Origin of the sequence: Pseudomonas sp. TH08, assembly GCF_016651275.1 — a bacterium.
Taxonomy (GTDB): Bacteria; Pseudomonadota; Gammaproteobacteria; order Pseudomonadales; family Pseudomonadaceae; genus Aquipseudomonas.
This window is the reverse complement of sequence record NZ_JAEKEE010000001.1, coordinates 453245-479898: the sequence shown is the minus strand read 5'-3', so window position 1 is coordinate 479898 and position 26654 is coordinate 453245. Positions and strand designations below refer to the sequence as shown.

24 protein-coding genes are annotated in these 26654 nt (G+C 60.4%); 6 read left to right on the top strand and 18 right to left on the bottom strand.

Annotated features, from left to right (window positions below; genetic code table 11):
• Positions 1 to 17: 17 nt before the first annotated feature.
• The 4 genes from JFT91_RS02255 to JFT91_RS02240 all read right to left on the bottom strand — a co-directional run bounded on the left by JFT91_RS02255 (position 18) and on the right by JFT91_RS02240 (position 2679).
• Positions 18 to 443, bottom strand: a complete 426-nt coding sequence (locus JFT91_RS02255) for a DUF350 domain-containing protein (RefSeq protein WP_201228693.1) — start codon at positions 441 to 443, stop codon at positions 18 to 20.
• A 13-nt stretch (positions 444 to 456) separates the two neighbouring features.
• Positions 457 to 1095, bottom strand: a complete 639-nt coding sequence (locus JFT91_RS02250; protein ID WP_201228692.1) for a DUF2491 family protein — start codon at positions 1093 to 1095, stop codon at positions 457 to 459.
• Positions 1096 to 1294: 199 nt separating this feature from the next.
• Positions 1295 to 1993 carry a PspA/IM30 family protein gene (locus tag JFT91_RS02245; protein ID WP_201228691.1) on the bottom strand — a complete coding sequence of 233 codons (699 nt, stop codon included), beginning with the start codon at positions 1991 to 1993 and terminating at the stop codon, positions 1295 to 1297.
• A gap of 17 nt (positions 1994 to 2010) precedes the next feature.
• Positions 2011 to 2679, bottom strand: coding sequence for a YjfI family protein (locus JFT91_RS02240; protein WP_518524854.1), 669 nt, complete (start codon positions 2677 to 2679; stop codon positions 2011 to 2013).
• A gap of 390 nt (positions 2680 to 3069) precedes the next feature.
• Between JFT91_RS02240 and JFT91_RS02235 the strand changes: the two genes are divergently transcribed.
• Both JFT91_RS02235 and JFT91_RS02230 read left to right on the top strand, forming a co-directional pair.
• Complete coding sequence (locus tag JFT91_RS02235) at positions 3070 to 4179, top strand: DUF3182 family protein (RefSeq protein WP_201231472.1); 1110 nt, start codon at positions 3070 to 3072, stop codon at positions 4177 to 4179.
• Positions 4169 to 4927, top strand: a complete 759-nt coding sequence (locus JFT91_RS02230) for an alpha/beta hydrolase family protein (RefSeq protein ID WP_201231471.1) — start codon at positions 4169 to 4171, stop codon at positions 4925 to 4927. Before JFT91_RS02235 ends, JFT91_RS02230 begins: the two co-directional genes overlap by 11 nt.
• A gap of 114 nt (positions 4928 to 5041) precedes the next feature.
• Here the strand turns inward: JFT91_RS02230 and JFT91_RS02225 are convergent, their stop codons facing one another.
• The 5 genes from JFT91_RS02225 to JFT91_RS02205 all read right to left on the bottom strand — a co-directional run bounded on the left by JFT91_RS02225 (position 5042) and on the right by JFT91_RS02205 (position 10395).
• Complete coding sequence (locus tag JFT91_RS02225; protein WP_201231470.1) at positions 5042 to 6028, bottom strand: lysylphosphatidylglycerol synthase domain-containing protein; 987 nt, start codon at positions 6026 to 6028, stop codon at positions 5042 to 5044.
• Positions 6025 to 7299 (bottom strand): cardiolipin synthase ClsB, encoded by a 1275-nt coding sequence (gene clsB / locus JFT91_RS02220; protein WP_201231469.1) that lies wholly within the window; start codon positions 7297 to 7299, stop codon positions 6025 to 6027. Before clsB ends, JFT91_RS02225 begins: the two co-directional genes overlap by 4 nt.
• Positions 7296 to 8093, bottom strand: a complete 798-nt coding sequence (locus JFT91_RS02215; RefSeq protein WP_201228683.1) for an endonuclease/exonuclease/phosphatase family protein — start codon at positions 8091 to 8093, stop codon at positions 7296 to 7298. Before JFT91_RS02215 ends, clsB begins: the two co-directional genes overlap by 4 nt.
• Complete coding sequence (locus tag JFT91_RS02210; RefSeq protein ID WP_201228682.1) at positions 8090 to 9016, bottom strand: DUF72 domain-containing protein; 927 nt, start codon at positions 9014 to 9016, stop codon at positions 8090 to 8092. The genes JFT91_RS02215 and JFT91_RS02210 overlap by 4 nt, the downstream gene beginning before the upstream one ends.
• 176 nt (positions 9017 to 9192) lie before the next feature.
• Positions 9193 to 10395, bottom strand: a complete 1203-nt coding sequence (locus JFT91_RS02205; RefSeq protein ID WP_201231468.1) for an MFS transporter — start codon at positions 10393 to 10395, stop codon at positions 9193 to 9195.
• 421 nt (positions 10396 to 10816) lie between these two features.
• Between JFT91_RS02205 and JFT91_RS02200 the strand changes: the two genes are divergently transcribed.
• On the top strand, positions 10817 to 12901 hold the full coding sequence (locus JFT91_RS02200; protein ID WP_201231467.1) for a mechanosensitive ion channel family protein: 2085 nt from the start codon (positions 10817 to 10819) through the stop codon (positions 12899 to 12901).
• A gap of 150 nt (positions 12902 to 13051) precedes the next feature.
• Here JFT91_RS02200 and JFT91_RS02195 read toward each other — a convergent pair whose 3' ends face one another.
• The gene (locus tag JFT91_RS02195) at positions 13052 to 17341 is read right to left on the bottom strand and encodes a DEAD/DEAH box helicase (RefSeq protein WP_201231466.1); all 4290 of its coding nucleotides are present in this window, start codon (positions 17339 to 17341) and stop codon (positions 13052 to 13054) included.
• 343 nt (positions 17342 to 17684) lie between these two features.
• Here JFT91_RS02195 and JFT91_RS02190 point away from each other — a divergent pair, with 343 nt between their 5' ends.
• The gene (locus JFT91_RS02190; protein ID WP_201231465.1) at positions 17685 to 18569 is read left to right on the top strand and encodes a sugar nucleotide-binding protein; all 885 of its coding nucleotides are present in this window, start codon (positions 17685 to 17687) and stop codon (positions 18567 to 18569) included.
• Complete coding sequence (gene pgnE, locus JFT91_RS02185; RefSeq protein WP_201231464.1) at positions 18562 to 19491, top strand: UDP-N-acetylglucosamine epimerase PgnE; 930 nt, start codon at positions 18562 to 18564, stop codon at positions 19489 to 19491. Before JFT91_RS02190 ends, pgnE begins: the two co-directional genes overlap by 8 nt.
• A 242-nt stretch (positions 19492 to 19733) precedes the next feature.
• Here pgnE and JFT91_RS02180 read toward each other — a convergent pair whose 3' ends face one another.
• From JFT91_RS02180 to JFT91_RS02160, 5 genes are all read right to left on the bottom strand, one after another.
• Positions 19734 to 20432, bottom strand: a complete 699-nt coding sequence (locus JFT91_RS02180; protein ID WP_201228677.1) for an OmpW/AlkL family protein — start codon at positions 20430 to 20432, stop codon at positions 19734 to 19736.
• Between the two features lie 223 nt (positions 20433 to 20655).
• Positions 20656 to 21174: a DUF3299 domain-containing protein gene (locus JFT91_RS02175; protein ID WP_201228676.1), complete on the bottom strand. Its 519-nt coding sequence runs from the start codon at positions 21172 to 21174 to the stop codon at positions 20656 to 20658.
• Between the two features lie 11 nt (positions 21175 to 21185).
• Positions 21186 to 22451, bottom strand: coding sequence for an ABC transporter permease (locus JFT91_RS02170; protein WP_201228675.1), 1266 nt, complete (start codon positions 22449 to 22451; stop codon positions 21186 to 21188).
• A 1-nt stretch (position 22452) separates the two neighbouring features.
• Positions 22453 to 23163: an ABC transporter ATP-binding protein gene (locus JFT91_RS02165; RefSeq protein WP_201228674.1), complete on the bottom strand. Its 711-nt coding sequence runs from the start codon at positions 23161 to 23163 to the stop codon at positions 22453 to 22455.
• A 139-nt stretch (positions 23164 to 23302) separates the two neighbouring features.
• Entirely contained in the window at positions 23303 to 23896 is a 594-nt protein-coding gene (locus JFT91_RS02160; RefSeq protein WP_201228673.1) for a DUF2796 domain-containing protein, read from the bottom strand.
• Between the two features lie 135 nt (positions 23897 to 24031).
• Between JFT91_RS02160 and JFT91_RS02155 the strand changes: the two genes are divergently transcribed.
• Positions 24032 to 24391, top strand: a complete 360-nt coding sequence (locus tag JFT91_RS02155; RefSeq protein WP_201228672.1) for a hypothetical protein — start codon at positions 24032 to 24034, stop codon at positions 24389 to 24391.
• A gap of 40 nt (positions 24392 to 24431) precedes the next feature.
• Here JFT91_RS02155 and trxA read toward each other — a convergent pair whose 3' ends face one another.
• The 3 genes from trxA to JFT91_RS02140 all read right to left on the bottom strand — a co-directional run bounded on the left by trxA (position 24432) and on the right by JFT91_RS02140 (position 26605).
• Positions 24432 to 25304, bottom strand: coding sequence for a thioredoxin (gene trxA, locus JFT91_RS02150; RefSeq protein ID WP_201231463.1), 873 nt, complete (start codon positions 25302 to 25304; stop codon positions 24432 to 24434).
• Between the two features lie 186 nt (positions 25305 to 25490).
• Positions 25491 to 26144, bottom strand: a complete 654-nt coding sequence (locus JFT91_RS02145) for a class I SAM-dependent methyltransferase (protein WP_201231462.1) — start codon at positions 26142 to 26144, stop codon at positions 25491 to 25493.
• On the bottom strand, positions 26141 to 26605 hold the full coding sequence (locus JFT91_RS02140) for a YbaY family lipoprotein (protein WP_201228669.1): 465 nt from the start codon (positions 26603 to 26605) through the stop codon (positions 26141 to 26143). Before JFT91_RS02140 ends, JFT91_RS02145 begins: the two co-directional genes overlap by 4 nt.
• Positions 26606 to 26654: the final 49 nt, after the last annotated feature.

The following is a 26654-nucleotide window of genomic DNA, read 5'->3' as shown; positions in this document are numbered from 1 at the left end:
CGAGGGCTTCCTGCCGGTCAGTTGGACGGTGTCATGCAGGCGGCGTTGAGCATGCCGACGCTGATCGCCACTGCTGCGACGTAGATACCCGAAGCGACTTCACCGTTGGCGATGCGCTGGGACGTACCTTTGAGCACCAGGCCCGTCGCGAGGAAGGCCAGCAACTGCACCACAGCCGCAATCACTGCCCAGAGCACGAAGTCGAGGACGTTGACCGAAAAAGCGATGACGTTACTGGCCGGGATCGCGAACCCGATGATCGCGCCAGAGAGCGCAATGGCAGCGGCGGTATTGCCGGAACGGATCAGCTCGAACTCTTTGTGCGGGGTGATGCGGGTGTAGACGAACTGGAACAGCATGAACAGCAGCACGGCGCCGATCAGGTAGACGATGAAACCGACCAGAGCGGTCTTGTTCAGGGAAACGGCCAGCACTTCCAGCATGAAAAACTTCCTTTTAAATGGTGCTCAGGTCAGTGGTGTACAGCGAGATACCCAGCGAGGTGCTCAGGCTGACGGTGCCTTCTTCGTCCTGTTCGACGGAAAACAGCAGCAGTTCGCGGCGGTCGGTCAGGCCGGTTTCGCGCGCGTAAAGCATTGAGCGGTGTTCGATGGTGTAGCTCTCGTCCGGATTGGCCACCTGTTCGGTCAGCGGCACCAATTCGGTCTGGCCTTGTTCGGTGCCCCATTCGCGGGTGTATTCGACCCCTTCGTGGGTATAGGTCGGCAGGCCGATCGGACTGTTCGCGCCCGCCAGGCGCTGCAATTCGGCATCGCTGTTGACGGTGACGTAGCTGAGGTAGTTGAACAGGATGACCGACTCGATCTGGTCATCGCCAGTGACGTGGATCTGCACCCAGAAATCCTCGTCGTTGGTGTAATAGCGGTGCAGTTTGTTGGACTGTCCGAGGTCGATCCAGCCCGCGCTCCAGATCGCCTGGTCAAGGGGCACTCGCACCGTGGTTGAACCGTCGAGCAGCAGTGCCAGGGTCGAATCGAACCTGAGGCCTTTGCCCTGGGCCATCCCGAGCGGGCCGATGGCAACGGCTGGCGTTGGCGCCGCGTGGCTGCCCAGCAAATCTTTAAACCATCCCATGGGTACATTCCTTGAAGCGGGTGGAGGTGTTCGTCGGTAAAAAAAACGCGGCTAGTGTACCGGGCTGATGGACGAACGAGCAGGCAAAATACAAATGTTGCGAGCCCAAAAACCTGCAGGAGCTGCCGCAGGCTGCGATCTTTTGATCTTTAAGCAACAGATCAAAAGATCGCAGCCTACGGCAGCTCCTGCATGGGTGTTATTGGGTGGACTTTTGCTTCAAACGCTCAAGAATCGCGTTGGCGCTGCCTTCGTTCGGCGTGATGCCGGCTTCGCGCAGTTTGCGATCCAGATCATTGCCGGTCGAAGCGTCAGCCAACTCATCCGCCGCGCTCAACTCGGCAGCGCGTTGCTGCTGTTTGGCTTGCAGACGGTTGAGGGTGCTCACTGCCGTTTCCAGCTTGCCGTTGGCGCCGCCGCTGGCGATGGACGCGCTGACCTGGGCTTTTTGCACGCTTTCACGGGCCTTGGCCATGTCCACTTGCTGGCGCAGGCTCTTGATTCGTGCTTCGGCTTTGTTGATGTCTTTGCGCATGTTTTCGGCATAGGTGCCGAACTCGTCGCTCTGCTTTTTCTCGGTGTCGAGGTCGTTGGTCAGGGTCGAAATCGCTTCAGCCACTTCCAGCGCGAGGTCTTCACGCCCGGCGTTCAGCGCCGAGACAGCCTTGGCTTCCAGATCCTTGATCTTGGCGTCGTACTCGCTGACGCGGTCGGCGGCCAGTTTGTGCTTGGCCATGATTGTGACCAACTCGCGACGGGCGTTCGACAGGGCAGTGTCGGCATCGCGAATTTCCTGGTCGAGAATCCGCAGGGCCTGTTGGTCGACGATGGCTTCGCCGACTTCATTGGCACCACCGCGCAGTGCGGTGAACAGCTTGCTCCAGATGGACTGAGTCATTGGATATTCCCTGTGGATTACTTGAAGAAATGTTCGAAGGCTTCGCTCGCGCGCTGCACGTTGTCGACCAGGGTTTTCACCTCGGTCACGACATTGGTCAGGCTCGAGTCGGCGCTGAGGGCGCCAAACATGTTGTAAACGGTCTGCCCGTTCGGCATCGATTCGATACCGATCGACGACAGCGGAAACATTTCCCGGCTGCGCAGCACGGCGTCGTTGAAGGCGTGCACGTCTGAGATCGAATCGATATCCACCAACACGGTATCAACGATGATCTGCTGACCTGCCAGCGCGATATGAATCGGCAAACCGCCGAATTCGTTCATTTCCAGTTTGATACTGGGTTCGGAGCTCTGGATCAGCGACAGCGTGATCTCGTGCGAAGCCACCTCGTCCAGTGCCTTGAAGGCGTTGAAGAGGCTATCGATGTTCCAGTTGTTGCCTGCGCTCATGTAATTCTCCGACATGAATGAGCCAGCCAGAATCGGTTGGCGTAGCTGTTGCTCCATCTGCTTGAGCAAGCTTCGGTTTTCGGGAAGCACCCAAGCTTCGTGTTTCACATAACCGGCTGCAGCCAGGCCCGCGCGCATCTGCTTCATATAAAAACTCGACGGTTTTTTCGCGGACGCTTTCGCACGTTCTCCCGTCGGGCTTTCTGATTTTGCGGTGGGGGAACGGCTTTTCATGGCAACGACTCGGTTATGGACATCTCACGCGTGAGCCACACTACAACCAATTCAAAATGCCATCAATGACTCACGCGTGAGTTTTTTATGGCAGACGAAAAAAGGCCAGAAAGGTCGCAGGCGTAGGGTTTTGCAAAAGTGGGTATCCGGGCGGTTTGGTGTGACCCCGCCAGGGAAAACACCGATGACTTGAGTGGGAGGGGGCTGCATGATGCTGTGGATCGTGCAATTTGCCGGGGTTTTGTCGGCGGTCGTGCAGATTGAAACAGGCGTGATGCCAGCACGATGCCGGCAAGTTTCTGATTAGCCTGGCGTTTTCATGGAACGGCCGTTGGCCTGATCTCTGCACCCTTCACCGCTACAGTCATCGAACCGATGGAAGGGGGACGCATGACCCCGCTCACCCGCAAGAAAACTGTCGTCGCCCACTCGGTGCGCGCCGACGCACCGCAGCATGAAGTCCAGACCAACAAAGCGCTGGCCCGTTGGCTGGCGCAGATCCTCGGGTTCAAGTTCGGCGGCAGTTACGATCCTGAGAAACATCGCGGTCGCGACCTCTATCTATTGCCGACACAGACCCTCGTCGGTGCTGCCCAGGCCCATCAGCTCGGCATCAAAGGCCCGGATGATTTGTGGGGCGGTTTTGTCGAGCACGACTTCATCTGCACCAAAGCCATCAGCCACGGTTTACGCAGTCATCTGGCCCACGCGCCGCAGGGGTGGTCGCCAGTGTTTTCTGAACGGGTGCGCAACGTGGTGCTCGACGGGCTCAGCGTATTTTCGCTGGACGATGCGCGGCCCGCTGCCGAGCATTTGCTATACAGCGGCCCGATCCGTTTGAAGCCGGTGCATGCCTGCGCCGGTCGCGGCCAGGAAGTGATCAAGAGCCTTGATGCCTTCGACGAAATTCTCGCCCGGCCCGACATCGCCAGACAATTCAGCGAAGGCGTGGTGCTGGAGCAGGACTTGAGCGACGTCGTCACTCACAGCGTCGGCCAGTCATTTATCGGCGATAAAGTGCTGACTTACTGCGGTGAGCAATACTTGACGAAGGATGCCCACGGCGAAGAGGTTTACGGCGGCTCGAATCTGCTGGTGGTGCAGGGCGGTTACGAGGATTTGCTGGCGCTGGAACTGCCTGACGATGTGCGCCTGGCCATCGAACAGGCACAGGTTTTCGACAGTGCGGCGGACGAAGCCTATCCACGTTTCTACGCCTCACGGCGCAACTACGACATCGCCCAAGGCCTGGACAGCAATGGCAACCCCCGCAGCGGTGTGCTCGAACAATCCTGGCGCATGGGCGGCGCCAGCAGCGCCGAAGTGGCAGCGCTGCAAAGTTTCGTCAACGACCCGACGATGCGCGCGATACGCGTGTCTTCGGTGGAAACCTATATCGATCAGCCATTGCCGGCGGACGCCATCGAGGTGTACCGCGGCCCGGCCGAGAACAGCGAATTTCTTCTCAAATACGTAACGGTCAAATCCTATGACGGCTAGAAGCGAAAGCATTCAAATCGACATTGATGATGAGCAGATGAGCGGGACATTTCTCAGTCCCAAATCGAAAGTGCCGGGGGTGTTGTTCGTCCACGGTTGGGGCGGCAGTCAAGAGCGTGATCTTGAACGGGCCAAAGGCATTGCCGGTCTCGGGTGCGTGTGTCTGACCTTCGACTTGCGCGGGCACACTGGCGGCACAGGCATTCCCTTGACCCGGGTGACCCGCGAGGACAATCTGCGCGATCTGCTGGCGGCCTACGATCGCCTGCTCTCGCATCCGGCGCTGGACACCTCGGCGATTGCCGTAGTCGGTACCAGTTACGGCGGATATCTGGCTTCGATCCTCACCTCTTTACGTCCGGTACGCTGGCTGGCGCTGCGGGTGCCGGCGCTGTATCGCGACGAACAATGGCACACGCCCAAACGAGATCTGGACAAGGCGGACTTGCGTGATTACCGAAGCACGCTGGTGCGCGCCGACAGCAATCGCGCGCTGCATGCGTGTGCGCAATTCACCGGGGATGTTTTGCTGGTCGAATCCGAAACCGATGACTACGTGCCCCACGCGGCGATCATGAGTTACCGCGCTGCATGCCAGCAGACGCATTCGCTGACGCACCGGATTATCGACGGCGCCGATCACGCGTTGAGTGAACCGGTTTCGCAGCAGGCTTATACGTCGATTCTGGTGGACTGGATTACCGAGATGGTTGTGGGTGAGCGGTTGAGCATTATTCAGTCTTCATGAGTTGTGTTGTCATCCAAACCGCCTTCGCGAGCAGGCTCGCTCCCACATTTGGAATGCATTCTCCCTGTGGGAGCGAGCCTGCTCGCGAAGAGGCCGTCAGCCTCAACAAGAATGTCAGGAGGGTTTCTTCTCGATCCGCAACGACTTGGCCTTCGCCTCCACCAGCAGATACATCACCAACGTAATCAACAACGGCAGCAGGAAATAAATCGCTCGATACGCCAGCAACCCGGCCACCAGACTGCCTCGCGATGCCTCATGTTGCAGCAGCGCGACGAACACGGCTTCGAGCACACCAAGCCCTGCCGGAATGTGCGTGATGACCCCGGCAATCGCACTGATCAACAACACCCCTAGCACCAACGGATAGTCGAGTTTGCTCGGCAACAACGTGAATATCACCGCCGCCATCAGCGACCAGTTCAATGCGCCCAGCAACAGCTGTAACACCGCCATGCGCAGCGACGGCAAGTTGATTTCCACGCCACGGATCGACCATTCACGGCGCCTGGAGAACTGGCACGCCGCCAGATACCCGGCGCTGATCAGCAGCAACAGCACACCAATACCTTGTAACGCCGTGGTGCTGATCTTCCAGCCCGGCGGCATGCTCACCAGTCCGCTGCTGAACACCACTCCGGCAATGGTCATGTAGCCGAACCAGTTGGTTGCCAGGCTCAACCCAAGGATTTTGGCGATGTTGCCTTTGCTCACGCCGAGCCGTGAATACAGTCGATAACGCATGGCGATTCCGCCGACCCAGGCGCTCAGGTTCAGGTTGAATGCATAACTGATGATGCCCACCGGCAAGATCTGTTTCCACGTCAGATCCTGACGAATATAGGTACGGCCGATCAGGTCGAAACTGGCGTACACAAGAAAGCTCAGCAAGGTCAGGCTGGCGGCGATGATCAGCGTGCGCACCTTGAAATCGGCAAGGGTTTGCAGCACTTCCGCCCATTCGATACGCCGGGCAAACATCGTCAGCAAAACGATCAGCGCGAGGAAAAACAGCACGGTCAGCGGGCGTTTCCAGCGGCTCCATTTCGAGTGCGTGGCGGGCGCCGAGTGACGGCTCGTTTGCGCTTCGGAATGGCTCATGAGCGATGACCTCGAAAAGGCTTGAGCCGCGGTTTGTGCGCCGGCAGCCAACCGGCCATTGCCGGGAAATGCCGCAGAAAGTGGAACACCAGAAAGCCCACGGTCATGTGCCAGATGCGCCCGCGCGGTGATTGACTGGCGTCCATGGCTTTGCAGTGGTTTTGGCTGAGGTCTTCGAGGCGCTCGAACAATTGCTGATTGAAGGCGCGATCGCGGATCAGCACGTTGGCCTCCAGGTTCAGCGACAGGCTCAACGGGTCGAGATTGCTTGAACCGACGGTGCTCCATTCTTCGTCCACCAGCGCGACTTTGCCGTGCAACGGGCGCTGACAATATTCGTGGATTTGCACGCCGGCCTTGAGCAGGTAGTCGTAGGTCATGCGCGCCGCGAGTTTGGCCACCAGCATGTCCGGTTGACCCTGCAGAATCAGTCTTACGTCGACACCGCGGCGCGCCGCGTTGCGGATTTCACGCAACAAACGATAACCGGGGAAGAAGTAGGCGTTGGCGATCACCACCCGACGTTTCGCGCCACGCAGCACCTGTAAATAGACGTCTTCGATATCGGTAGGGTGCTGATCGTTGTCGCGGAAGACCAGGCGCACCTGGCCGTCGTGGTCTTCAAAAGCCATCTCCGCGCGCCGCTGGCGCCGACGTTGCCACCAGAACCGCGCACGGCCCGGCCGACCACTTTGCAGCAGGGCGAAATGATGAATGTCGGCGACTGCCGGGCCCTGAATCTCCACCGAATAATCCTGCTTCGCCTCCGGGCCGAAATCCGCCAGGTGATCACCGGAGAAATTGATACCGCCAATGAACGCAATCAAGCCATCGACCACGACGATTTTACGATGCAACCGGCGAAACCAGTTGGTGCGGATGCCCAAGCGTTTCGGTGCCGGATCGAAGATCTGCAAATGCACACCGGCCTCGCTCAGCGCGGCGAGATAGCCAGTGCTCAGCTCGCCGCAGCCGAAGCCGTCGAGGCTGACGGTGGTGCGGACACCGCGCTTGGCAGCATCAATAAGAATCTCCTGCAGTTCGGCGCCGACCTTGTCTTCGAAAACGATGAAGGTCTCCAGGAGGATTTCGCTTTTCGCCGCACGCATCGCTTCGAATACGCGGGGAAAATACTCCTCGCCGTTTTCCAGCAGTTGCACATGGTTGTTGCCCTGCCAGCGGTACTCGACATCGACATGACCGGGCTCGCGGACAGGCGGGGTAATGGCTATCGGTTCCACGGCGGATTTCTCCAGCGGCGCACTGTTCATAGTTCGATCTCCACCGATAACGGTGCGTGGTCGGAAAGGTGCGACCAGGGCCGGTTCGCCAGAACTTTCGGCTGGCTGGCCTTGAGGTTGCGCACGTAGATGCGGTCCAGGCGCAGCGTTGGCAGCCGCGCCGGAAAACTGCGCGCCGGTTTGCCATGGTGCTCAGCGAATACCTCACGCAAGCCACACGGTTTGAGCAGCGCATCGGCGCGCTGGCGCCAGTCGTTGAAATCACCGGCGACGATCACCGGCGCGTCGTCCGGCAACTCGGCGATGCGCTCGCCGAGCAACTTCAACTGCGCGTTGCGATGGCTTTCGCGCAGGCCCAGATGCACGCAGATCGCATGCACTTCGGTGCCGTCGCCGGGCAGGCGCAACACGCAATGCAACAGGCCGCGGTTCTCATGGCCGCTGATCGACACGTCGAGGTTGTCGTGGCGGATGATCTGGAATTTCGACAGCAGCGCATTGCCGTGATCGCCTTCCGGGTACACCGCGTTGCGCCCATAGGCGAACTGCGGCCAGAGGCTGTCGGCAAGAAATTCGTACTGCGGCATCGTCGGCCAATTGCTATAGCGCTTGGGATGATGTTCGTGGGTGCCGTGGACTTCCTGCAGGAAGACTACGTCGGCAGCCACGCTACGCACTGCCTCGCGCAGCTCCGGCAGGATGAAGCGCCGGTTGAGCGCGGTGAATCCCTTATGGGTGTTGACCGTCAGCACCGTGAAGGTGCGCACCGACGGTGCGACCACCGAGCCTTCATCGGTAAAGCCGACCGGTTCTGGAATGCTCATGCCAGCACTCCTTGCGCAGCGGGTTGACCGGGGGCGGTGGCAAGGTCTTTATCCAGTTCGAAGCGATGCAGCAGATCGCGCGCGTCGTACGGTGCACGGACTTTGATGTCGTTGTCGAAATAGCAAAATACTTCGCGGGATTTGCGTGCGCGCGGTTTCAGGCGTGGAGCGATCAGGTGCGCGTCGTGCGGTTGATCACCGTGGTGCCAGACGTCAATGCGTTCGGCCCAGCGCTTGAGGGCGGGCGCGGTGTAGCCGCTGGCGTAGAGTTCTTCGGCACCGTGCAGGCGCAAGTAAACGAAGTCGCTGGTGAGGTCTTCGCGGTACGGCCACTTATCGGCAGTGTCGGCGATCACCAGTGCAGTGTTGTAGCGCTTCAATAACCGCACGAATTCCGTATCAAGGAAGCTGTCATTTCGGATTTCCACGGCATGGCGCAAGGGCTTTTTGCGCCAGGCTTTCATGCTCGCGTGACCGTGCAAGTGGTCATCATGCTGACGGGCGAGGGTGGCGGCGGCTTCGGTATCGTGGGGTAGCAAGGCGAGGAAATGCTCGAAACGCTCGGGCTCGAATTTGAAGTTCGGCGGAAATTGCCAGAGGATCGGCCCGAGTTTTTCCTTGAGTTCCAGAATCCCGGAAGCGAAGAAATTCGCCAGCGGTTTTTCGATCTCGCGCAGGCGCCGGATGTGGGTAATGAACCGCGGCGCCTTGACGCTGAAGACGAAGTCATCGGGCGTTTCGGCGTACCACTGCGCATAGCGTTCGGGCCGTTGCAGGGCGTAGAACGATCCATTGATTTCGATGCTGTTGACCGCCCGCGAAGCGAACTGCAATTCGCGTTTTTGCGCCAGTCCCTTGGGGTAGAAGTCCCCACGCCACGGGGCGTAGCGCCAGCCGGAAATACCGATGTGAATCGTTGCCATGTCGCCCTCCCGTCGAAAGTCCTCGTCTTGCCGCTGTCTTTTGCTGACTGCGACTGGCTCGGGAAAGTTTCGACGGCATTACCGACGGCATATTTGCTTTCACATCAATAACCGGTTGATCGCACGCCCCTGTCGGAGCAGCCTGCGGCAGCTCCGACAGGGGAATCAGTGAGTCATCAGTGGCCGGTGACGACGCGCGAAGTGCTTTCGGTGTAGGTCGGGCCGAGGCGATCCAGACGTCCGCTCCACGCGGTCAGCGCCAGTGCCACCAACACCACCAGACCACCGATCCACGCCGTGTGGATCAGGCCGATGTGCTCGACGATCAAACCGCCGCCCCACGCACCGCCAGCAATCCCCAGATTGAACGCTGCAATGTTCAGACCCGATGCCACGTCTACTGCATGCGGCGTGTGATGTTCGGCCTGACGCACGACATACACCTGCAACCCAGGCACGTTTCCGAACGCGACCGCGCCCCAGACCAGCACCGTGGCCAAGGCCAGCCATGGATTGCCAGCGGTAAAGGTCAGCACGAACAACACGGCGGCGAGCAGGGCGAAGATGATTTTCAGCGCGCTGATCGGCCCGCGCTTGTCGGCCAGTTTGCCGCCCCAGATATTGCCAGCCGCGACCGACACGCCGTACACCAGCAGCACGAGGCTGACGGTGCTGGCGCTGAAACCGGAAATGTCCTGAAGGATCGGTGCCAGAAAGGTGAAGGCGATGAACGAGCCGCCGTAACCGATCGCGGTCATCGCATACACCAGCAGCAGACGCGGCTGTTTCAGTACCTGCAACTGTTGCAGCAGCGACGCCGGTTTGCTGTGGGCGATATTGTTCGGCACATAAATCAGACTGCCGATGAACGCGATCACACCCAGCGCCGACACGGCGAGGAAGGTTTCCCGCCAGCCGAAATGCTGACCGATAAATGTGCCCAGTGGCACCCCGGTCACCAAGGCGACGGTCAGGCCGGTGAACATGATCGCAATCGCGCTGGCAGCTTTTTCTTTCGGCACCAGACTGGTGGCGATGGTCGAACCGATCGAAAAGAACACGCCGTGGGCGAGACCGGTGACGATCCGTGCCAGCACCAGCGATTCATAACTCGGCGCGAGCCAGGCCAACAGGTTGCCGAGGGTGAACAGCACCATCAGCGACAGCAGCAACAGTTTGCGCGGGACTTTGCCGGTGAGCGCGGTCAGCACCGGCGCGCCGATGGCCACGCCCAATGCGTACAGGCTGACCAGCAGGCCGGCGGAAGGAAGACTGACGCCGAGATCGGCGCCGATGGTCGGCAACAGGCCAACGATGACGAACTCGGTCGTCCCGATGGCAAAAGCGCTGAGGGTCAGCGCGAGCAAGGCAATGGGCATGACGGCACTCCGGTAGAGGTTTGGATGGAGCGCAGTGTCGGGGTTTGGGTTGTGCGGAAAAATAGAGGGATTGGCATTTGATATTTGTCTTGAGCGCAAAGATCGCCAATGCGAGATGGCAGCCATTGTTGAAATCATCATCTTGGAGAGAGGCCTTTGTGGCGAGGGGATTTATCCCCGATCGGCTGCGCAGCAGTCGCAAAACCAGCCAACTCGCTCTAGCTGGAAAAATGGGAATTCAGGCTTGGGGCCGCTTCGCAGCCCTTCGGGGATAAATCCCCTCGCCACAGGGGAAGGAATTTTAAAAAATGGCATTTAGGGGAGATCACTCTGGGTTCAGTGGGTTATTGAGGCAAAAACCGAACTTGTCCGCCATTCACCGATCAGTTCCTTACAGGTTCAGTCACCGGAGGTCGCAGTTTTGCTCAAGTTCAGGATCGCCATTGTGCTGGGAGCACTGCTGTTTCTCGGCGCCAACGAAATCGAAGCTGCCGCGCTGCCAGGCGTTCCGGCCGCTGCCGAAGAACCGGCCAAGCCTGAGCCGATCGTACAAGGCGGTCTGCTCGGTGCGATCAGTTCAAGCATCGACGACGTCCAGGACAAACTCGATCTCAACGAACATCTGGTCGATGCCTGGCGCCTGCGTGCCGACCGCGCGGCTGATGAAGTCGACAAACTGGTCAACCAACCGTCAAACCGTTCGGGCTGGAGCGTCGCAGGGGATTTCCTCACGCTGTCGGGCGTATGGCTTGGCAGTTTCGCGTTATTGACCGTCCTCGGCAGTCTGTTGGCCAGTCGCCTGCGCCAGGGCCGCTGGTTGCGTACGCGGCAGCGCAGTCAGGATTTGCTCGGCTACCTGTTGCCGTACACCATACCGGCGCTGATCTGTCTGCCGCTGACCCTTTACGTCAGTCACTTCCTGCAGGGCTCGGTTGGCCGTGCGCTGGCGCTGTGTCTGGCCTACGCGACCAGCAGCGGTATTTTTTCAACCTCGATGCTGCTGTGCGTGGTGGTGATGTTCAACGTCGGCCACAAACGCCCGGCGGCGAAAATCATCCGTGATTACTGCCCAAAACCATTGTTCCTGATCGGCTTCCTCGCCGCGCTCAGCGATGCCTTGACCAGCCCGCAGATTGCCCGGCAACTGGGTGGCAATATCACCAGCAGCATTGCGGTATTTACTGGACTGATCGCTTCGATCATTTTTGGTTTGCTGGTGATTCGCCTGCGTCGTCCGGTGGCGCATCTGATCCGTAACCGCCCGCTGAGCCAGCGGCTGAAGCAACCATCGCTACAGGAGTCGCTGCGAATTTTTTCCGGGCTGTGGTATTGGCCGATTGTGTTGATGGTGCTGGTCTCGGCGGTCAGCTTGATCGGCATCGGCGAAGACAATCAGAAAGCGCTGCGTTGCGCGTTGTTCACCACGGTGTTGTTGATCGGCACGGTGTTCCTCAGCACGATCCTCCAGCACTTGTTCAAATCGCGAAAAGCCGCAGCGATCCAGCGCAGCAGCGCTTACAAGGAACGCTTTCTCAGCCTGTTGCACGCGCTGCTGCGGATCATCATTGCGATTGCCTTCATCGATATTCTCGGGCGGATCTGGGGCCTGTCGCTGCTCGACTTCGCTCAGAGCAGTACGGTCGGGCGGGCGATCAGCGATGCCTTGAGCCGCATTGGGCTGATCTTCCTGGTGACCTGGCTGCTCTGGGTGGTGCTCGACACGGCGATTCAGGAAGCACTGAAACCACCGGTCAGCAAACGCGCGGCGCGTCAGCCCAGCACGCGGGTGAAGACCATCCTGCCGCTGTTGCGCAACGCGATCAAAATCATCCTCGTGGTGATCTGCGCGATCACTACCATGGCCAATCTGGGGATCAACGTCGCGCCGTTGCTGGCAGGCGCCGGGGTGGTCGGCCTGGCCATCGGTTTCGGCTCGCAGCAACTGGTACAGGACGTGATCACCGGGCTTTTCATCATCATCGAAGACACCCTGTCGATTGGCGATTGGGTGGTGCTCGATTCCGGGCACGCCGGGACGGTGGAAGGGCTGACCATTCGCACGTTGCGCCTGCGTGACGGCAAGGGCTTTGTGCATTCGGTGCCGTTTGGTCAGATCAAAGCGGTGACCAATCAATCACGGCAATTCGCCTATGCGTTCTTCTCGGTGCAGTTCACCTATGACACGGATGTGGATAAGGCAATCGAACTGATCCGCGAAACCGGCGACTCGATTCGCGAAGACCCATTCCTCAAGTACAACCTGCAAGGGCCACTGGATGTGTTCGGCGTGGACAGGATGGATTTGAACGGCGTGGTGCTGACAGCGCAGTTCCGCACGGTGTCAGGTGGGCAGTATGCGGTGAGCCGCGCGTTCAACCAGCGTCTGAAGAAGCTTGTGGATAACACTGAGACGGTGCATTTCGCGCAGACCTATCCACAGCAGGTTTTGCTGCCCAAGCGCCAGCAGACGGATGATGTGTTGCAGGAGTCGGAGGAAACACAGTAGACGACGCACTGAAATCCTGTGGCGAGGGAGCTTGCTCCCGCTGGGCTGCGCAGCGGACCCAAACCCTGCAACCCGGTATGTCTGAAAGAAAGGGATGGCTGGTTTTGGGGGCGCTTCGCGCCCCAGCGGGAGCAAGCTCCCTCGCCACAGTTAACGGCGTTGGATCAATTTGCTTCGCATGTCGATCATGCTTTCTTGATCCAGCTCAAGCCAGAAATGCTGCTTGCCGGCAATCTCTGCCGCCGCCGGCAAACCATCGCGATAGACCAACCGATTGCTCACCAACGCCGGCACTTTCGCCCCCGGCAACAACGTCCCGGCCAGATTCAACGGATCCACCCCGCACACCGCAATCAGACTACCGTCATGCGGTCGCCGCCGCACTTCGCGCAGTAATGGAATCGCCTCGGGCAAGGCAAACTGTTCCCCCGCCAAACCACTGACAAAGCGCCCGCCACGAATCTCGCCGCGCGCCTCCAGACGATGAAACGTGCGCAGCAATTCACGCCAACTCGGCAACCAGTCCGCCTCGCGCTCCAGCAGACGCCAGAACACCACGCCGTAGCGGCGCAGCAAGGTCATCGCGAGGTGTTCGAGGGTTTCACTCGCGTCCACAACTGGCCCGCGGCGCAGCAACGCCCAACGCCCGGCATCGTCCATCCCGCCAACAAACGCCCCACGTCCGCGCCGACTGCTGCGCTGCTGGCGTTTGCTCGCCGGAGTGATCAGCGCGCGCAGGCCGGCAAAGCTGTCGGCATTCACCAACCCGGCGCCGACCAGTTCCTGCAAGGCGATTTCCAGTTCGCTGCGCAACAGATGCGCCTCATGAATCAACTCATCGAAAAACAGCGCGCCGTGCTGACTCAAGGCCTCAAAGACCTTTTGAGTTTTCGGCGACAGTTCGCTCACCGGCGTCTGTTCGGCCAATGCACTCCACAAGCCGACCTGACTGCGCGGCAGCAACACGATCGGTGTGCTGCGCAACGCCGTGCCGCTGACTTTTTGCCGGGTGCTGAGGCGCGTCCAGACCAGTTTGCCATTGCGACACAAATCATCCAGCCAGCTCGGCGAGTAGTCCTTGAGCCGCGCCGGGAGGATGTCGCTGTCCCACGCTGAAGCCGCCGCCGGGTAGCCTTCGAACTGGCCGATAATCGCCGGCAGAACCGTGCTGCCCTGACCGCGCGTGGTGGATGAGAGGTGCTGCCAGTCGAACAGGAAGCGCATGAAATCCTGCAACGCCACCGGTTCGATTTCCCGGCGCAAACGCTTGACCGTATAGCGATGGATGCGCGCGAGCAGGTGCCGTTCGCACCATTCCTCGACGTCGAGTTTCGGCGTGAATTGGCCGCGCAGCACATAACCTTCGCGTTCCAGTCGGGCGAGGGCCTGATTGACTTCAGTGGTCACCAGCGCGAGCGGTGCGGCGATGGCGGATAACGGCAGTGGGCCGAAGGCTCCGAGGCGCGCGCGGATCACTTCGATCAGGGCTTCATCGGAGGTCCAGGTTTCATCGAATCCCGGCAATGCCTCCAGCTCCGGTTGCACTGGAGCCTGTGGATAAAGCGCTTGCAGGCAGGTCAGGCGCTCACGGGCCAGCCACAACCAATGCTCTGGACCGATCTGCAAGCGGCAGGCGCGACCGCTGCTGGCCAAGGTTTCCAACCACTCACGCCAACCGCTGTTTGCTTGAACTTCAAGGTCACTGATGCATGCCAGGCTCATCAGTGCTTCGTGCATTTCATCCGTACTGTTCGGCGCTGGCCACGCCTCTTCACGCACGGCGGCAATCGCGTCGGCATCCAGCGCACCGAGGTCATCGGTCGATTGCGGATCACTCCAGCGTCGATTGATCACTGCCTGAGTCCGACGCTCCTCGAGCGGCGCATCGTCGAGAAAGGCATACGGCCGCGCACTGAGAATCTCCGCCGCGAGCGGTGAGGGCGCCGGCAGATCACGGCTGAGCAAACGCACGTCGCCACGTTCCATGCGTCGCAGCAAATGCAGCCAGCCTTCACTGTCCATCGCCTCATGCAGGCAATCGTCGAGGGTCTGCTCGATCAATGGATGCTCAGGGATTTCCCGTTCGCCCGCGAGGTTCTCCAGGCAGGCGATCTGATCGGGAAACACACTGGCAATCAGGTCTTCGCTTTTCATCCGCTGCAACTGCGGTGCAACTTTGCGCCCGCCGGTAAAACGCGGCAACGCCAGCGCCACGCCGGCATTCCAGCGCCAGCGCACGCCGAACAGCGGCGCATCGAGCACCGCTTGAATCAAGGTGTGCTCGGCGCTGTTGCTGTGCAGGTAACGCCACACCTCATCGAGTTCGAAACTGTGGCTGGTCGACAGCGACAGTACGATCGCATCCTCGCTGGCCGCGGCCTGTAGTTCGAAGTTGAAGGTGCGACAGAAGCGCTTGCGCAAGGCCAGGCCCCAGGCGCGATTGATGCGACTGCCGAACGGTGAGTGAATGATCAATTGCGTGCCGCCGGACTCATCGAAAAAGCGCTCCATCAGCAGCGTGTCCTGCGAGGGCAGGGCGCCGAGAGTCTGGCGTGCGCGGGCGAGGTATTCGACCAACTGCTCGGCGCTGGCGGCATTCAGCCCGAGGGTGTCGGTCAGCCAGTCGAGGGCCGGTTGCAGATTGCCGGGGCTGGCGCCCAGCAGAGCGTCGAGCTGCGCTTGCAGACGCGCCACGGCGAACGACAACTCATCGCTGCGCCCCGGCGCTTCGCCGAGCCAGAACGGAATGGTCGGCGGCTGGCCATGAGCATCCTCGACGCGCACCTTGCCGGTTTCCACCCGCAGGATGCGGTAGGACGTATTGCCCAGTTGGAACACATCACCGGCAATGCTTTCCACGGCGAAGTCTTCGTTGACGCTGCCGATGTTCAGGCCTTGCGGCTCGAGCATCACGCTGTAATCGGCGTTATCCGGGATGGTGCCGCCGCTGGTCACGGCGGTCAGTTGCGCGCCGCGCCGGCCACGCAAGGTGCGGCTGACGGCGTCGCGGTGCAGATAAGCACTGCGGATGCCCTGGCGGCCGTTGTAGCCTTCGGCGAGCATGCTCAGCAGGGCCTGATAGTGTTTTTCGTCGAGATTGCGGTAGGGCGAGGCTCGACGAAACATCGCCAGCAACGCGTCTTCCGCCCATTCCTGACAACTGACCTCGGCGATGATCTGCTGCGCCAGCACGTCCAGCGGCGCTTCGGGGATGTGCAGCGTGTCGAGTTCGCCACGGCGCACGCAGTCGAGCAGGGCGGCGCATTCGATCAGGTCGTCGCGGGTGGTGGCGAATAAACGGCCTTTGGGCGTGCCGCCGACCTGGTGCCCGGAGCGACCGACCCGTTGCAGAAATCCGGCGATGGAGCGCGGCGAGGCGATCTGGCAGACCAGGTCGACGTCGCCGATGTCGATGCCCAATTCCAGTGATGCGGTGGCGATCAACACTTGCAGTTCGCCGCGTTTGAGGCGTTGTTCGGCGTCGAGGCGAAATTCCTTGGCCAGACTGCCGTGGTGCGCCGCCACGGCGTGTTTGCCGAGGCGTTCGCTCAGATGTCGGCTCAGGCGTTCAGCCAGGCGCCGGGTGTTGACGAAAATCAGTGTGGTGCGGTGTTCGCGGGCCAATTCGGCGAGACGGTCATACACCAATTCCCAGACATCGTTGGCCATCACGGCGGACAGCGGCACGGGTGGTACTTCGATGCCCAGATCCCGTGGGCGCGCGTGGCCGATGTCGATGATCTCGCAAGAACGCTCTGCGCCGACCAGGAATCGCGCGACCGCGTCGATGGGTTTTTGCGTTGCGGACAGGCCGATGCGAGTCAGTGGTTCGGCGCATAGCGCTTGTAGTCGTTCAAGGCTCAGGGCGAGGTGGCTGCCGCGTTTGCCAGCGGCCATGGCATGAATTTCGTCGATGATTACCGTGCGCGCAGTGCCAAGCATTTTGCGTCCCGACGCCGAACCGAGCAGCACGTAGAGGGATTCTGGAGTGGTCACCAGAATGTGCGGCGGGCGCTTGCGCATGAGCGCGCGGTCTTTCTGCGGGGTGTCGCCGGTGCGCACGGCGGTGCTGATTTGCAGTTCCGGCAGGCCCATTTGCCGCAGTTGCTCGGTAATGCCGGCAAGCGGGTTTTGCAGGTTGATCTGGATGTCGTTGGACAGCGCCTTGAGCGGTGAAACGTAAACCACCAGGGTTTCGTCAGGCAGGCCAGCGGGGTTTTCCAGGCCTCGGTGGACGAGGTCGTCGAGCACGGCGAGGAACGCGGTGAGGGTTTTACCGGAGCCGGTAGGTGCGGCGATCAGCGTCGAGCGGCGCTGGCGGATCAACGGCCATGCGCGAGCCTGGGCGGCGGTGACCGACGGGAATGTGCTGTTGAACCAGGCGCTGACGGCGGGATGGAAGCCTGCCAGGGCCGCGTCCGTGGGAAGGGGCAGATTCATGGCTTAAGTTATGCGGTCGCAGGGGCGAAGATGCAAGTCTGTCTGGCTGATCGGTTATCCCTGTGGCGAGGGAGCTTGCTCCCGCTCGGCTGCGAAGCAGTCGCAAATTCAGCTGATGCGGTATTTCTGCTGCACCGCTTCGGTCGGATTCGGGAGTCCTTCGGCCTCCAGCGGGAGCAAGCTCCCTTGCCACAGGGTGTGCAAATCCCGGGGATGTACACTTTGCGGATGACGGTTGCGCACTAAACCCGCAAAATGCAACGATTCCGGCAATTATCGGCGACGCTTCCACAAGATCCGTCGCTCAAGCCATCGTTCCAATCAGACTGGGCCTGCTGACTCTATGCGAATGCGCCTTATGTTACTGGGCGGCGGAAATGCCCTTGGGCAGGCGCTGATTCGCCTCGGTGCGGAGGAAGACATCGGTTTCCTCGCCCCCCGCCCGCCCGAAAATGGCTGGGATGCCGCGAGCCTGACCCAATTGCTCGACGACACCCGTCCCGATGCATTGATCAACCTCGCCTACTATTTCGACTGGTTCCAGGCCGAAACCGTCAGCGAAAGCCGCATGGCCGGGCAGGAACGCGCGATCGAGCGCCTGGCCGAACTGTGCCAGCACCACAATATCGTCCTCGTGCAGCCGTCCAGTTATCGGGTGTTCGACGGCTCGCGGGCCACCGCCTACAGCGAAAAAGACGAACCGGTGCCACTGGGCCTGCGTGGTCAAGCCTTGTGGCGCATCGAACAAAGCGTTCGCGCCACGTGCCCGCAGCATGTGCTGCTGCGTTTCGGCTGGCTGCTCGATGACAGCGCCGACGGCACCCTCGGGCGTTTCCTTGCCCGCGCCGAACAACCTGAAGAACTGCTCCTGGCCGATGACCGACGCGGTAATCCGACGCCGGTCGACGACGCCGCACGGGTGATCATCTCGGTGCTCAAACAACTCGATTGCGCCGCGCCGCTGTGGGGCACGTATCACTACGCCGGTCACGAGGCGACCACCCCGCTGGCGCTGGGTCAGGCAATTCTGACCGAAGCGCGCAGCCTGCATGCGCTGGCGATCGAGGCGCCGACGGCTCAGGCTCACGCTGCGCGCCCGGACGCTGCCGAGGAACCGCAACACGCGGTGCTCGCCTGCAAGAAAATTCTGCACACTTTCGGGATCAAGCCGCGCGCCTGGCGTGCGGCACTCCCGGCTTTACTGGATAGGTTTTATCGTCATGGCTGAAGGCCCTGTTTTAATCACCGGCGGCGCCGGTTTCATCGGCTCACACTTGACCGACGCGTTGCTTGCCAAGGGGCACTCGGTGCGGATTCTCGATGATCTGTCGACCGGTAAACGCGCCAATCTGCCGCTGGACAATCCGAAGGTCGAGCTGATCGTTGGCGATGTTGCCGATGCTGCGCTGGTCGCTCAGGCCATGCAGGGTTGCAGCGCCGTGGCGCACCTGGCCGCTGTGGCCTCGGTGCAAGCCTCGGTGGATGATCCGGTGAAGACTCATCAGAGTAATTTCATTGGCACGCTGAACGTCTGCGAAGCCATGCGCCAGGCTGGGGTCAAACGTGTTTTGTTCGCCTCCAGTGCGGCGGTGTACGGCAACAACGGCGAAGGTCAGTCGATTGACGAAGACACGCCGAAAGCACCGCTGACGCCGTATGCGTCGGACAAACTGGCGGGTGAGCATTACTTCGATTTCTACCGCCGTCAGCACGGTCTGGAACCGGCGATCTTCCGTTTTTTCAACATTTTCGGCCCGCGCCAGGATCCATCCTCGCCGTACTCCGGGGTAATCAGTATCTTCAGCGAGCGCGCGCAGAAGGGTTTGCCGATTACCGTGTTCGGTGATGGTGAGCAAACGCGGGATTTCCTCTACGTCGAGGATCTGGTCGATGTGCTGGTGCAGGCGCTTGAAAAGCCTGAAGTAGAAATCGGTGCGGTGAACGTTGGCTGGAATCAGTCAATGAACCTCAAGCAAATGCTCGCAGCGCTGGAAACAGTGGTCGGCGAGTTGCCACCGATCAGCTATGGCCCGGCGCGTTCTGGCGACATCCGCCATTCGCGGGCGAACAACCAGCGCCTGCTGGCACGCTTCACGCTCCCAGAGCAGACGCCGATGAGCGTGGGTTTGGCGCGGTTGTTGGGAAGATAAAACGCAGAAACAAAAAAGGCGCCTTTGCAGGCGCCTTTTTTGTGGGCGGGGTATCGCTTTGACTCAGATGCGATCCCTGTGGCGAGGGAGCTGGCTCCCGCTCGACTGCGTAGCAGTCGCCAATCCAATCAGTGCGGTTTTTCTGAAGCACCGCTAGTGCCTGTTTCGGGGCCGCTTCGCAGCCCGGCGGGAGCAAGCTCCCTCGCCACATTAGCCCGCATTCACCACCACGCGAATGTTCCTTAGAACTTGTAGCCCAAGCCCACCATGTACACAAACGGATCGACATCAACATTCACTTTGGCACGGGTACCCGGGGCCACAGCGTTGTTCTCGACAGTGGCGCGGGTATCGATATCGATGTAGCGCACTTGGGCGTTGAGCATGATGTTGTCGGTCAGCATGTAGTCCGCACCGACCTGCCAGGCCAGACCCCAGGAGTTCTTCGCCTTGAAGTTGCTGAAGCCGTTGGACTGCGCTTCGCTGCCGACGTGTTCGTCGTAGATCCAGGTGTAGTTGATGCCGCCGCCGATGTACGGCTGGAACGGTGATTTCGAATCCAGCGGGTAGTAAACGACGCTGAGGGTCGGTGGCAGGTGTTTCAGGGTGCCGAGTTTGCCGTTGGCCGCTGGCAGGGCAGTGCCTTTGATCTTCACGTCATGCTCGAACGGCGACGCGGCCAGCAACTCGATACCGATGTTGTTGGTGACCATGTAAGCGAAGTTCAGACCCAGTTGGGTATCGCTGCTCATGGTCGCCTTGCCGCCCAGATTGGTGCCGCTCAGCGGACCCTGATCGACCTTGACGCTGGAGCTGTCGGCCTTTGGGTTGACGGTGATCGCACCAGCGCGAACGATGATGTCACCCGCATCGTGGGCGTGGGCGAGCGGGGCTGCGAGCGCGAGGGCAAACAACGAAGCGCTGAGCAAGGACTTGTTCATGGGGGCTCCAAAAGGACGTTAAAAGTTTCTGATGTCCTATGGTACGAAGCCAACTGATACGGTCTTTTGACTCAGCTCAATGAAACAGTGAAGGGGTCAGGTTTTGTGGAACCTTTGAGGCCCTCATCGCTGGCAAGCCAGCTCCCACAGGGGAACGCATTCCAAATGTAGGAGTGAGCCTGCTCGCGATAGCAATTGAACAAACAACCCAGAGTTACCGGATTCACTCCGGCAGCTCATACACATAAATCTTGTCGGCATCCATCTGATACCCGGCGTCCGCCAACTCGCTGCTCGACGCCTTGACCTGCAACGGCCCCTCGACCCAATACGGCTGATACAGCTCATCGAGCTTCACGCCCAATTCGCTTTTCACATGCACGATCTGGTTCGACGGCGGTGGCGGCACATGGATGCAGGCGCCGAAATACGGCACCAGCAGGAAGTCTGTCGTGCGTCCTTCTTCGTTCACTTCCAGCGGCACGATGTACCCCGGCAAACGAATGTTCTGGCCATCGAGTGACTGCACCACCGGCGCGTTCGGCAAATCCTGCTTCGCTGCTGGCGCGGATTCGGCGGACAGCGCATCGCTCATCTTCGACAGGTCGTGCAGCGGCGTCATGTTCGGCACTTCCGGCGCGGCGTCCGGCGGGATCATCTCCGACCACGTCAGGTCTTTCGGCGCCGCCGCCCACACGGGCAGGGCGACCAGCAACAGCAGCGCGAGTACGGCGCGGGGCATGGTGAACATCCTCATAGACGAATCGACAGGCCATCGGCCAAAGATTGGCGATACGCACGCCAGGCCGGCACGCTGCCCATCAGCAGCGCGGCCGCCAGAATGCCACCGAGCAGCGTCCATTCATACTCGCTCGGCCATGCCAGCGGCAGGAACAAACCGTAATTGGCCTGCACGTAACCCTGCGCGGCAGCGATGCCGATGTACAGCAATGCCACGCCGACGATCACCCCGGTCAGCGCCAACGCAAACGCTTCCAGCACCAGCAGGCTCGCGATGTGCCATGGCCGCGCACCAACCGAACGCAGAATCGCCATCTCGCGGCGACGTTCGTTGAGGCTGGTGAGAATCGCTGTGAGCATGCCGATCAACCCGGTCAGCACCACGAACAGTGAGACCACGAACAGCGCTTTTTCGGCGGTGCTCATCAGGCTCCACAATTCCTGCAGGGCCACGCCCGGCAGAATCGCCAGCATCGGTTCGCCACGGAATTCGTTGATTTCACGCTGCAGTGCAAAGGTGGAAATCTTGCTGTTGAGGCCGAGCATGAATGCGGTGATCGCTTGCGGCGTCAGGTCCATGTTGCGCGCCTGATCGGCCGTGATCCGGCCATTGCCTCGCGCCGGCACGCCGTTGTGCCAGTCGATATGAATCGCTTCCATGCCGCCGAGGCTGATGTGCAACGTGCGATCCACCGGGGTGCCGGTGCGTTTGAGAATGCCGACCACGGTGAACGGTTTGTCATCGTGCTTGACCAGACTGATCGCCGCCACACCGTGGGCCAGCACCAGTTGGTCGCCGAGTTTGTAATGCAGCGCGTCGGCCACTTCAGCGCCGAGTACCACTTCAAACGGGTCGGTGGCGAACGCGCGACCGTCGGCCAGTTCCAGGTGTTGCTGGCGGCCGTACTGGTAGTGCTCGAAATAGGCTTCGGTAGTGCCCATCACGCGATAACCGCGATGGGAGTCGCCGAGTGACATCGGAATCGCCCACTTCACTTTCGGGTTGCTGGCGAAGTGTTCGAAGCTGTCCCAGCGGATATTGTTAGTGGCATTACCAATGCGAAACACCGAGTACAGCAACAGGTTCACCGAACCGGAGCGCGCGCCGACGATCAGGTCGGTGCCGCTGATGGTGCTGGCGAAACTGGCTTTGGCCTCCGTGCGTACGCGTTCGACGGCGAGCAGCAGGCAGACCGACAGGGCGATGGCGAATGCAGTGAGCAAAGCGGTGAAGCGGCGGTTGGCCAGGCTGGCCATGGCCAGACGAAAGAGATACATCTCAGACCTCCGCAGACGTGGCGGCGCGATTGAGCTCGGCCAGGGACAAATGACGATCGAACAGCGGCGCCAGGCTCTGATCGTGGCTGACGAACAGCAGACTGGAACCGGCCTCGCGGCATTCAGCGAACAGCAGGCGGATGAAGTTTTCCCGGGCGTCGTAATCCAGCGCCGAGGTCGGTTCATCGGCGATTACCAACTCTGGCTGACCGATCAGCGCGCGCGCCGCAGCAACGCGCTGTTGCTGGCCGATCGACAACGAATCGGCGCGACGGCTGAGGATACTTTCATCCTTCAAGCCCAAGTGGGCGAGGAGGGTGGCAGCGGCTTGATCGACGCTGCCGTGACGCTGTTTCGCCCGCTGAGCGCGCAGTTTCGAGAAGTGGCAGGGTAGCTCAACGTTCTCGCGCACCGAGAGAAACGGCAGCAAGTTGAACTGCTGGAAAATGTAGCCGGTGTGATCGACGCGAAAGGTGTCGCGGGCGCCGGCGGAGAGTTCGGTCAGTTCCTGGCCGAGCAGGCGAATGCTGCCGCGATCGGGTTTCTGTACACCGCCGAGCAGGCCAAGCAGAGTGGTCTTGCCGCTGCCGCTGGGGCCTTTGAGGAACAGGGTTTCGCCGGGTTCGAGACGAAACGCCGGGATGTCCAGCAGCGTCGGGTGACCGGGCCAACTGAAGCCCAGGTCGGACAGTTCGATGAGTGCTTGGGTCATGGCACCAATTTCATGGTTGGACACTGAATCCCTGTGGGAGCGAGCCTGCTCGCGAATGCAATCTGACAGTCAACATCGATGTCGACTGACACACCGCTTTCGCGAGCAGGCTCGCTCCCACAGGGGATTTTCGATGTATTCAGAATTTCAGCGCGGCAGCCTTGGCCGTCACTTCGGTCCCTTGCTGGCCGTTCGCGCTGATCAGTTGTACCTGAATTTTTTGCGTCGCCGGGAAGGTATTGAACACGTTCGACAGGTCCAGCGTCTTCAACGCGCCCGGTGCCGCGCAGTTGAATTGATAGTGCGCGTGGATTTCGCTGTGGTCGTGGTGATGCTCATGACCGTCCTTGCCTGCTTCATCGTCGTCGTGATCGTCGGCATCCGGTTTGTCGCCGAACAGCGGGCTCTCCAGTTCCTGGCTCACCACTTTGCAACCGGCCGCGGCGGGCAGGCTGAACAGAGCAAGGGGTTTTTCCAACTGCGCACGAGCAGCCGCGACCTTGGCCTTGTCGGCATCGCTGGTGGCAACGTGTTCAAACCCCACCAGGTTCATCGCCGGGCTTTCCAGCTCCAGTTCCAAGGTCTGGCCGTCGAGCGCAGCGTTCAGACGACCAACACCGTGTTCGTGAGCGCCGAGGCTGCCGTGTTCATGGTCGTGATCATGCTCATCGGCAGCATGGGCGATGGCCAGCGGCAACAGGGCAAACGGCAAAGCGAGCAGCAGACGACGCATGGCGGAACTCCGGTAAGTAGATGAATAATTTGTTATGTAATCTTATAACGAAAGTGCGCAGAGTTTGCCCGTGCGCTTGGCGTTGCACAAGTCCCGTGGGAGCATGCAGGTCAGAAATGTGCGGGAGTGAACTCAATGCTGCGGATACGCGGAACTGTCGGTGATGTGCCGGTGGATTTGACGGTGGAACTGGATGACAACGACTGGGCGAAGCTCGGTTCGGCACTGAATGGACAGGCGTCGATTGCTCAATCTGAAACGGTCGCGTCAGCCCCGGCGGCGAAACCGTTGAATCAGGACGATGCGTTGTGGCAAGTGGCCAAGGATCTGTTGCGCAAGGCCGGGCAGCTCAGCGGACCGGATTTGCTCGAACAGCTTGAAGGGCTGACGGGCAGCGCGGCGTCGGGCAAGCGCTTGCTGGTGCGCTTGCGCCACAGTTCGGACGTGAAAGTGGTGAGCGGCGGAGATACGCCGCTCTACAGCTGGATCGAATAGAACGCAGAAGCAAAAGGTCGCAGGCTGCGATCTTTTGCTCTTAATAAAGCGCAGCAAACATCTTGCGGCGGTAAACGCTGACCAGCGGATGATCATTGCCCAGCAACTCAAACACCTGCAGCAAAGTCTTGTGTGGCAAGCCTTCGCCATAGTTGCGGTTACGGATAAACAGCTTGAGCATTGCCTCAAGCGCCGCCTCATACTGCTGGCGAGCGAGCTGCTGAATCGCCAGTTGATACACCGCTTCATCATCCTGCGGATCTTTCGCCAAACGCGCTTTCAGGTCGGCGGCATCCGGCAGATCGCGCGCAAGACCGAGGAACTTGATCTGCGCCTTGGCTCCGGCCAACGCAGCCTTATGCTCATCGCTCTTGACCGCATCAAGCACGGTTTGCGCTTCGTCCAGTTCGCCGCGTTCAGTCAGGCAACGCGCATAGAGAATCAGCGCCTTGGCGTTGGTATTGTCTTCATTGAGCATCACCACCAGCGCCGCTTCGGCGTCGGCGTAACGGCCGTCATCAAACAACGCCTGAGCCTGTTCGAACGGATCAGCGGCGGCCGGTGGCGGCATCTGCACATGCGGCTCTAGCAGGGCGCGCACAGCGGATTCCGGTTGTGCACCGGCAAAACCATCGACCGGTTGACCGTCCTTGAACAGCACCACGGTCGGCAGGCTGCGAATGCCGAAGCGGGCGACGATGTCCTGCTCGATGTCGCAGTTGACCTTGGCCAGCAGCAACTCGCCCTGATAGCTCTCGGCAATGCCTTGCAGCATTGGCATCAGCGCCTTGCACGGCGCACACCATTCGGCCCAGAAATCCACCAGCACCGGTTTGTTGAAAGAAGCCTCGATCACCGACTGGTCGAAATCGGCAGTCGTGGCGTCGAAGATGTACGGCGTTTGCTCACTCATGGGGGATCTCGTCAAAGCGTGGATGGGGCAACTATACGGCTTGGTGGGGTGTGGCCGGAAGTTAGAGATGAGTTGTCAGGCAGGACGCCATCGCGTGCAAGCCCGCTCCCACAGGGTTCTGTGCCGTACACAAAATCCCGGTTCGACTCGGTCACTGTGGGAGCGGGCTTGCCCGCGATGCTTTAGCTAGCGCCGCGCGTAGTACAGGCTGACATGCCGAAATTCCTCAGGCTCGGCCAGATCCGGCAACGTCATGGCTTCAAGCATTTCAATACGCTCATACAACGGATGGCGAAAATCCCGTACCCGCGAATCAGCCACCAACGCCTCACGGCCACGGCTTAAAAACGCATCGAGCAATGGCAGATTCGCCCGGTCGTACAAAACATCCGCCACCAGGATCAGATCAAACCGATCGGCCTCGGCAAAGAAATCCGTCGAATAACTCATCTCTACATTATTCAACGTGGCATTCGCCCGGCACGCGGCAATCGCCAGTGGATCCAGATCACACGCCACCACCTCCAGCGCTCCGGCCTTGACCGCCGCGATCCCGGCAATCCCCGAGCCAGCGCCAAAATCCAACACGCGTTTGCCGCGCACCCATTCGGGAAACTCTGCCAGATAGCGCGCCACTGCCAGACCGCTGGCCCAGCAAAAGCTCCAGTACGGTGGCTCATGCAGGATCCGCTGGGTTTCTTCCTGGCTGAATTCACGCGCCATGTTGTCGCCATCGATCAACCACAGCTGCAAATCGCTGTCTGGCAACGTACAGGCCTTGAGCCTGGCGTCGCCGAGCAATTCACCTAATGCCTGTTGCAGGTCAAACGGTGCATTCATGGCGCTTTGACGAATTGCAGTTGGCCCAGCGCCTGAGTCGTCGGCTGAGTGATGGTTTGCGACGGCAGGTGCAGAATCAATTGACCGGACTGACTGGCGCGGCCACGCAACTCGACCCGCGCACCCGCCGGGAACGCGTCCGGGCTGAAGCGCAGGCGGAACGGCAGGATCTGGTTGTTGCCGATCAGGCTGGAACTGGCGAGCAATTGTTGCGGGCGATCTTTTTCATCGATCACCAGCAACGCCAGTTCGACTTCGGCACCGGCCGGCACGCCTTGCAGGGTGCCACTCAGTTCACGTTGATAGGCGGGCAGCGGGCCGAGGTCGGCAGCCTCTTTGGCTTTTTTCTGCGCCTGTTGCGGCGCGGGGCCTGGTGTCGGCGGTTGCGGCTTGGGTGCATCGCTGCCGCAGGCCACCAGCAGGCTGAAAAGACTGAGCAAAACGAGCGGTCGTAACGACATTGGCAGCTCCGGCAAAATGAAATCCATGGATCAAACGATCATGGCAGTC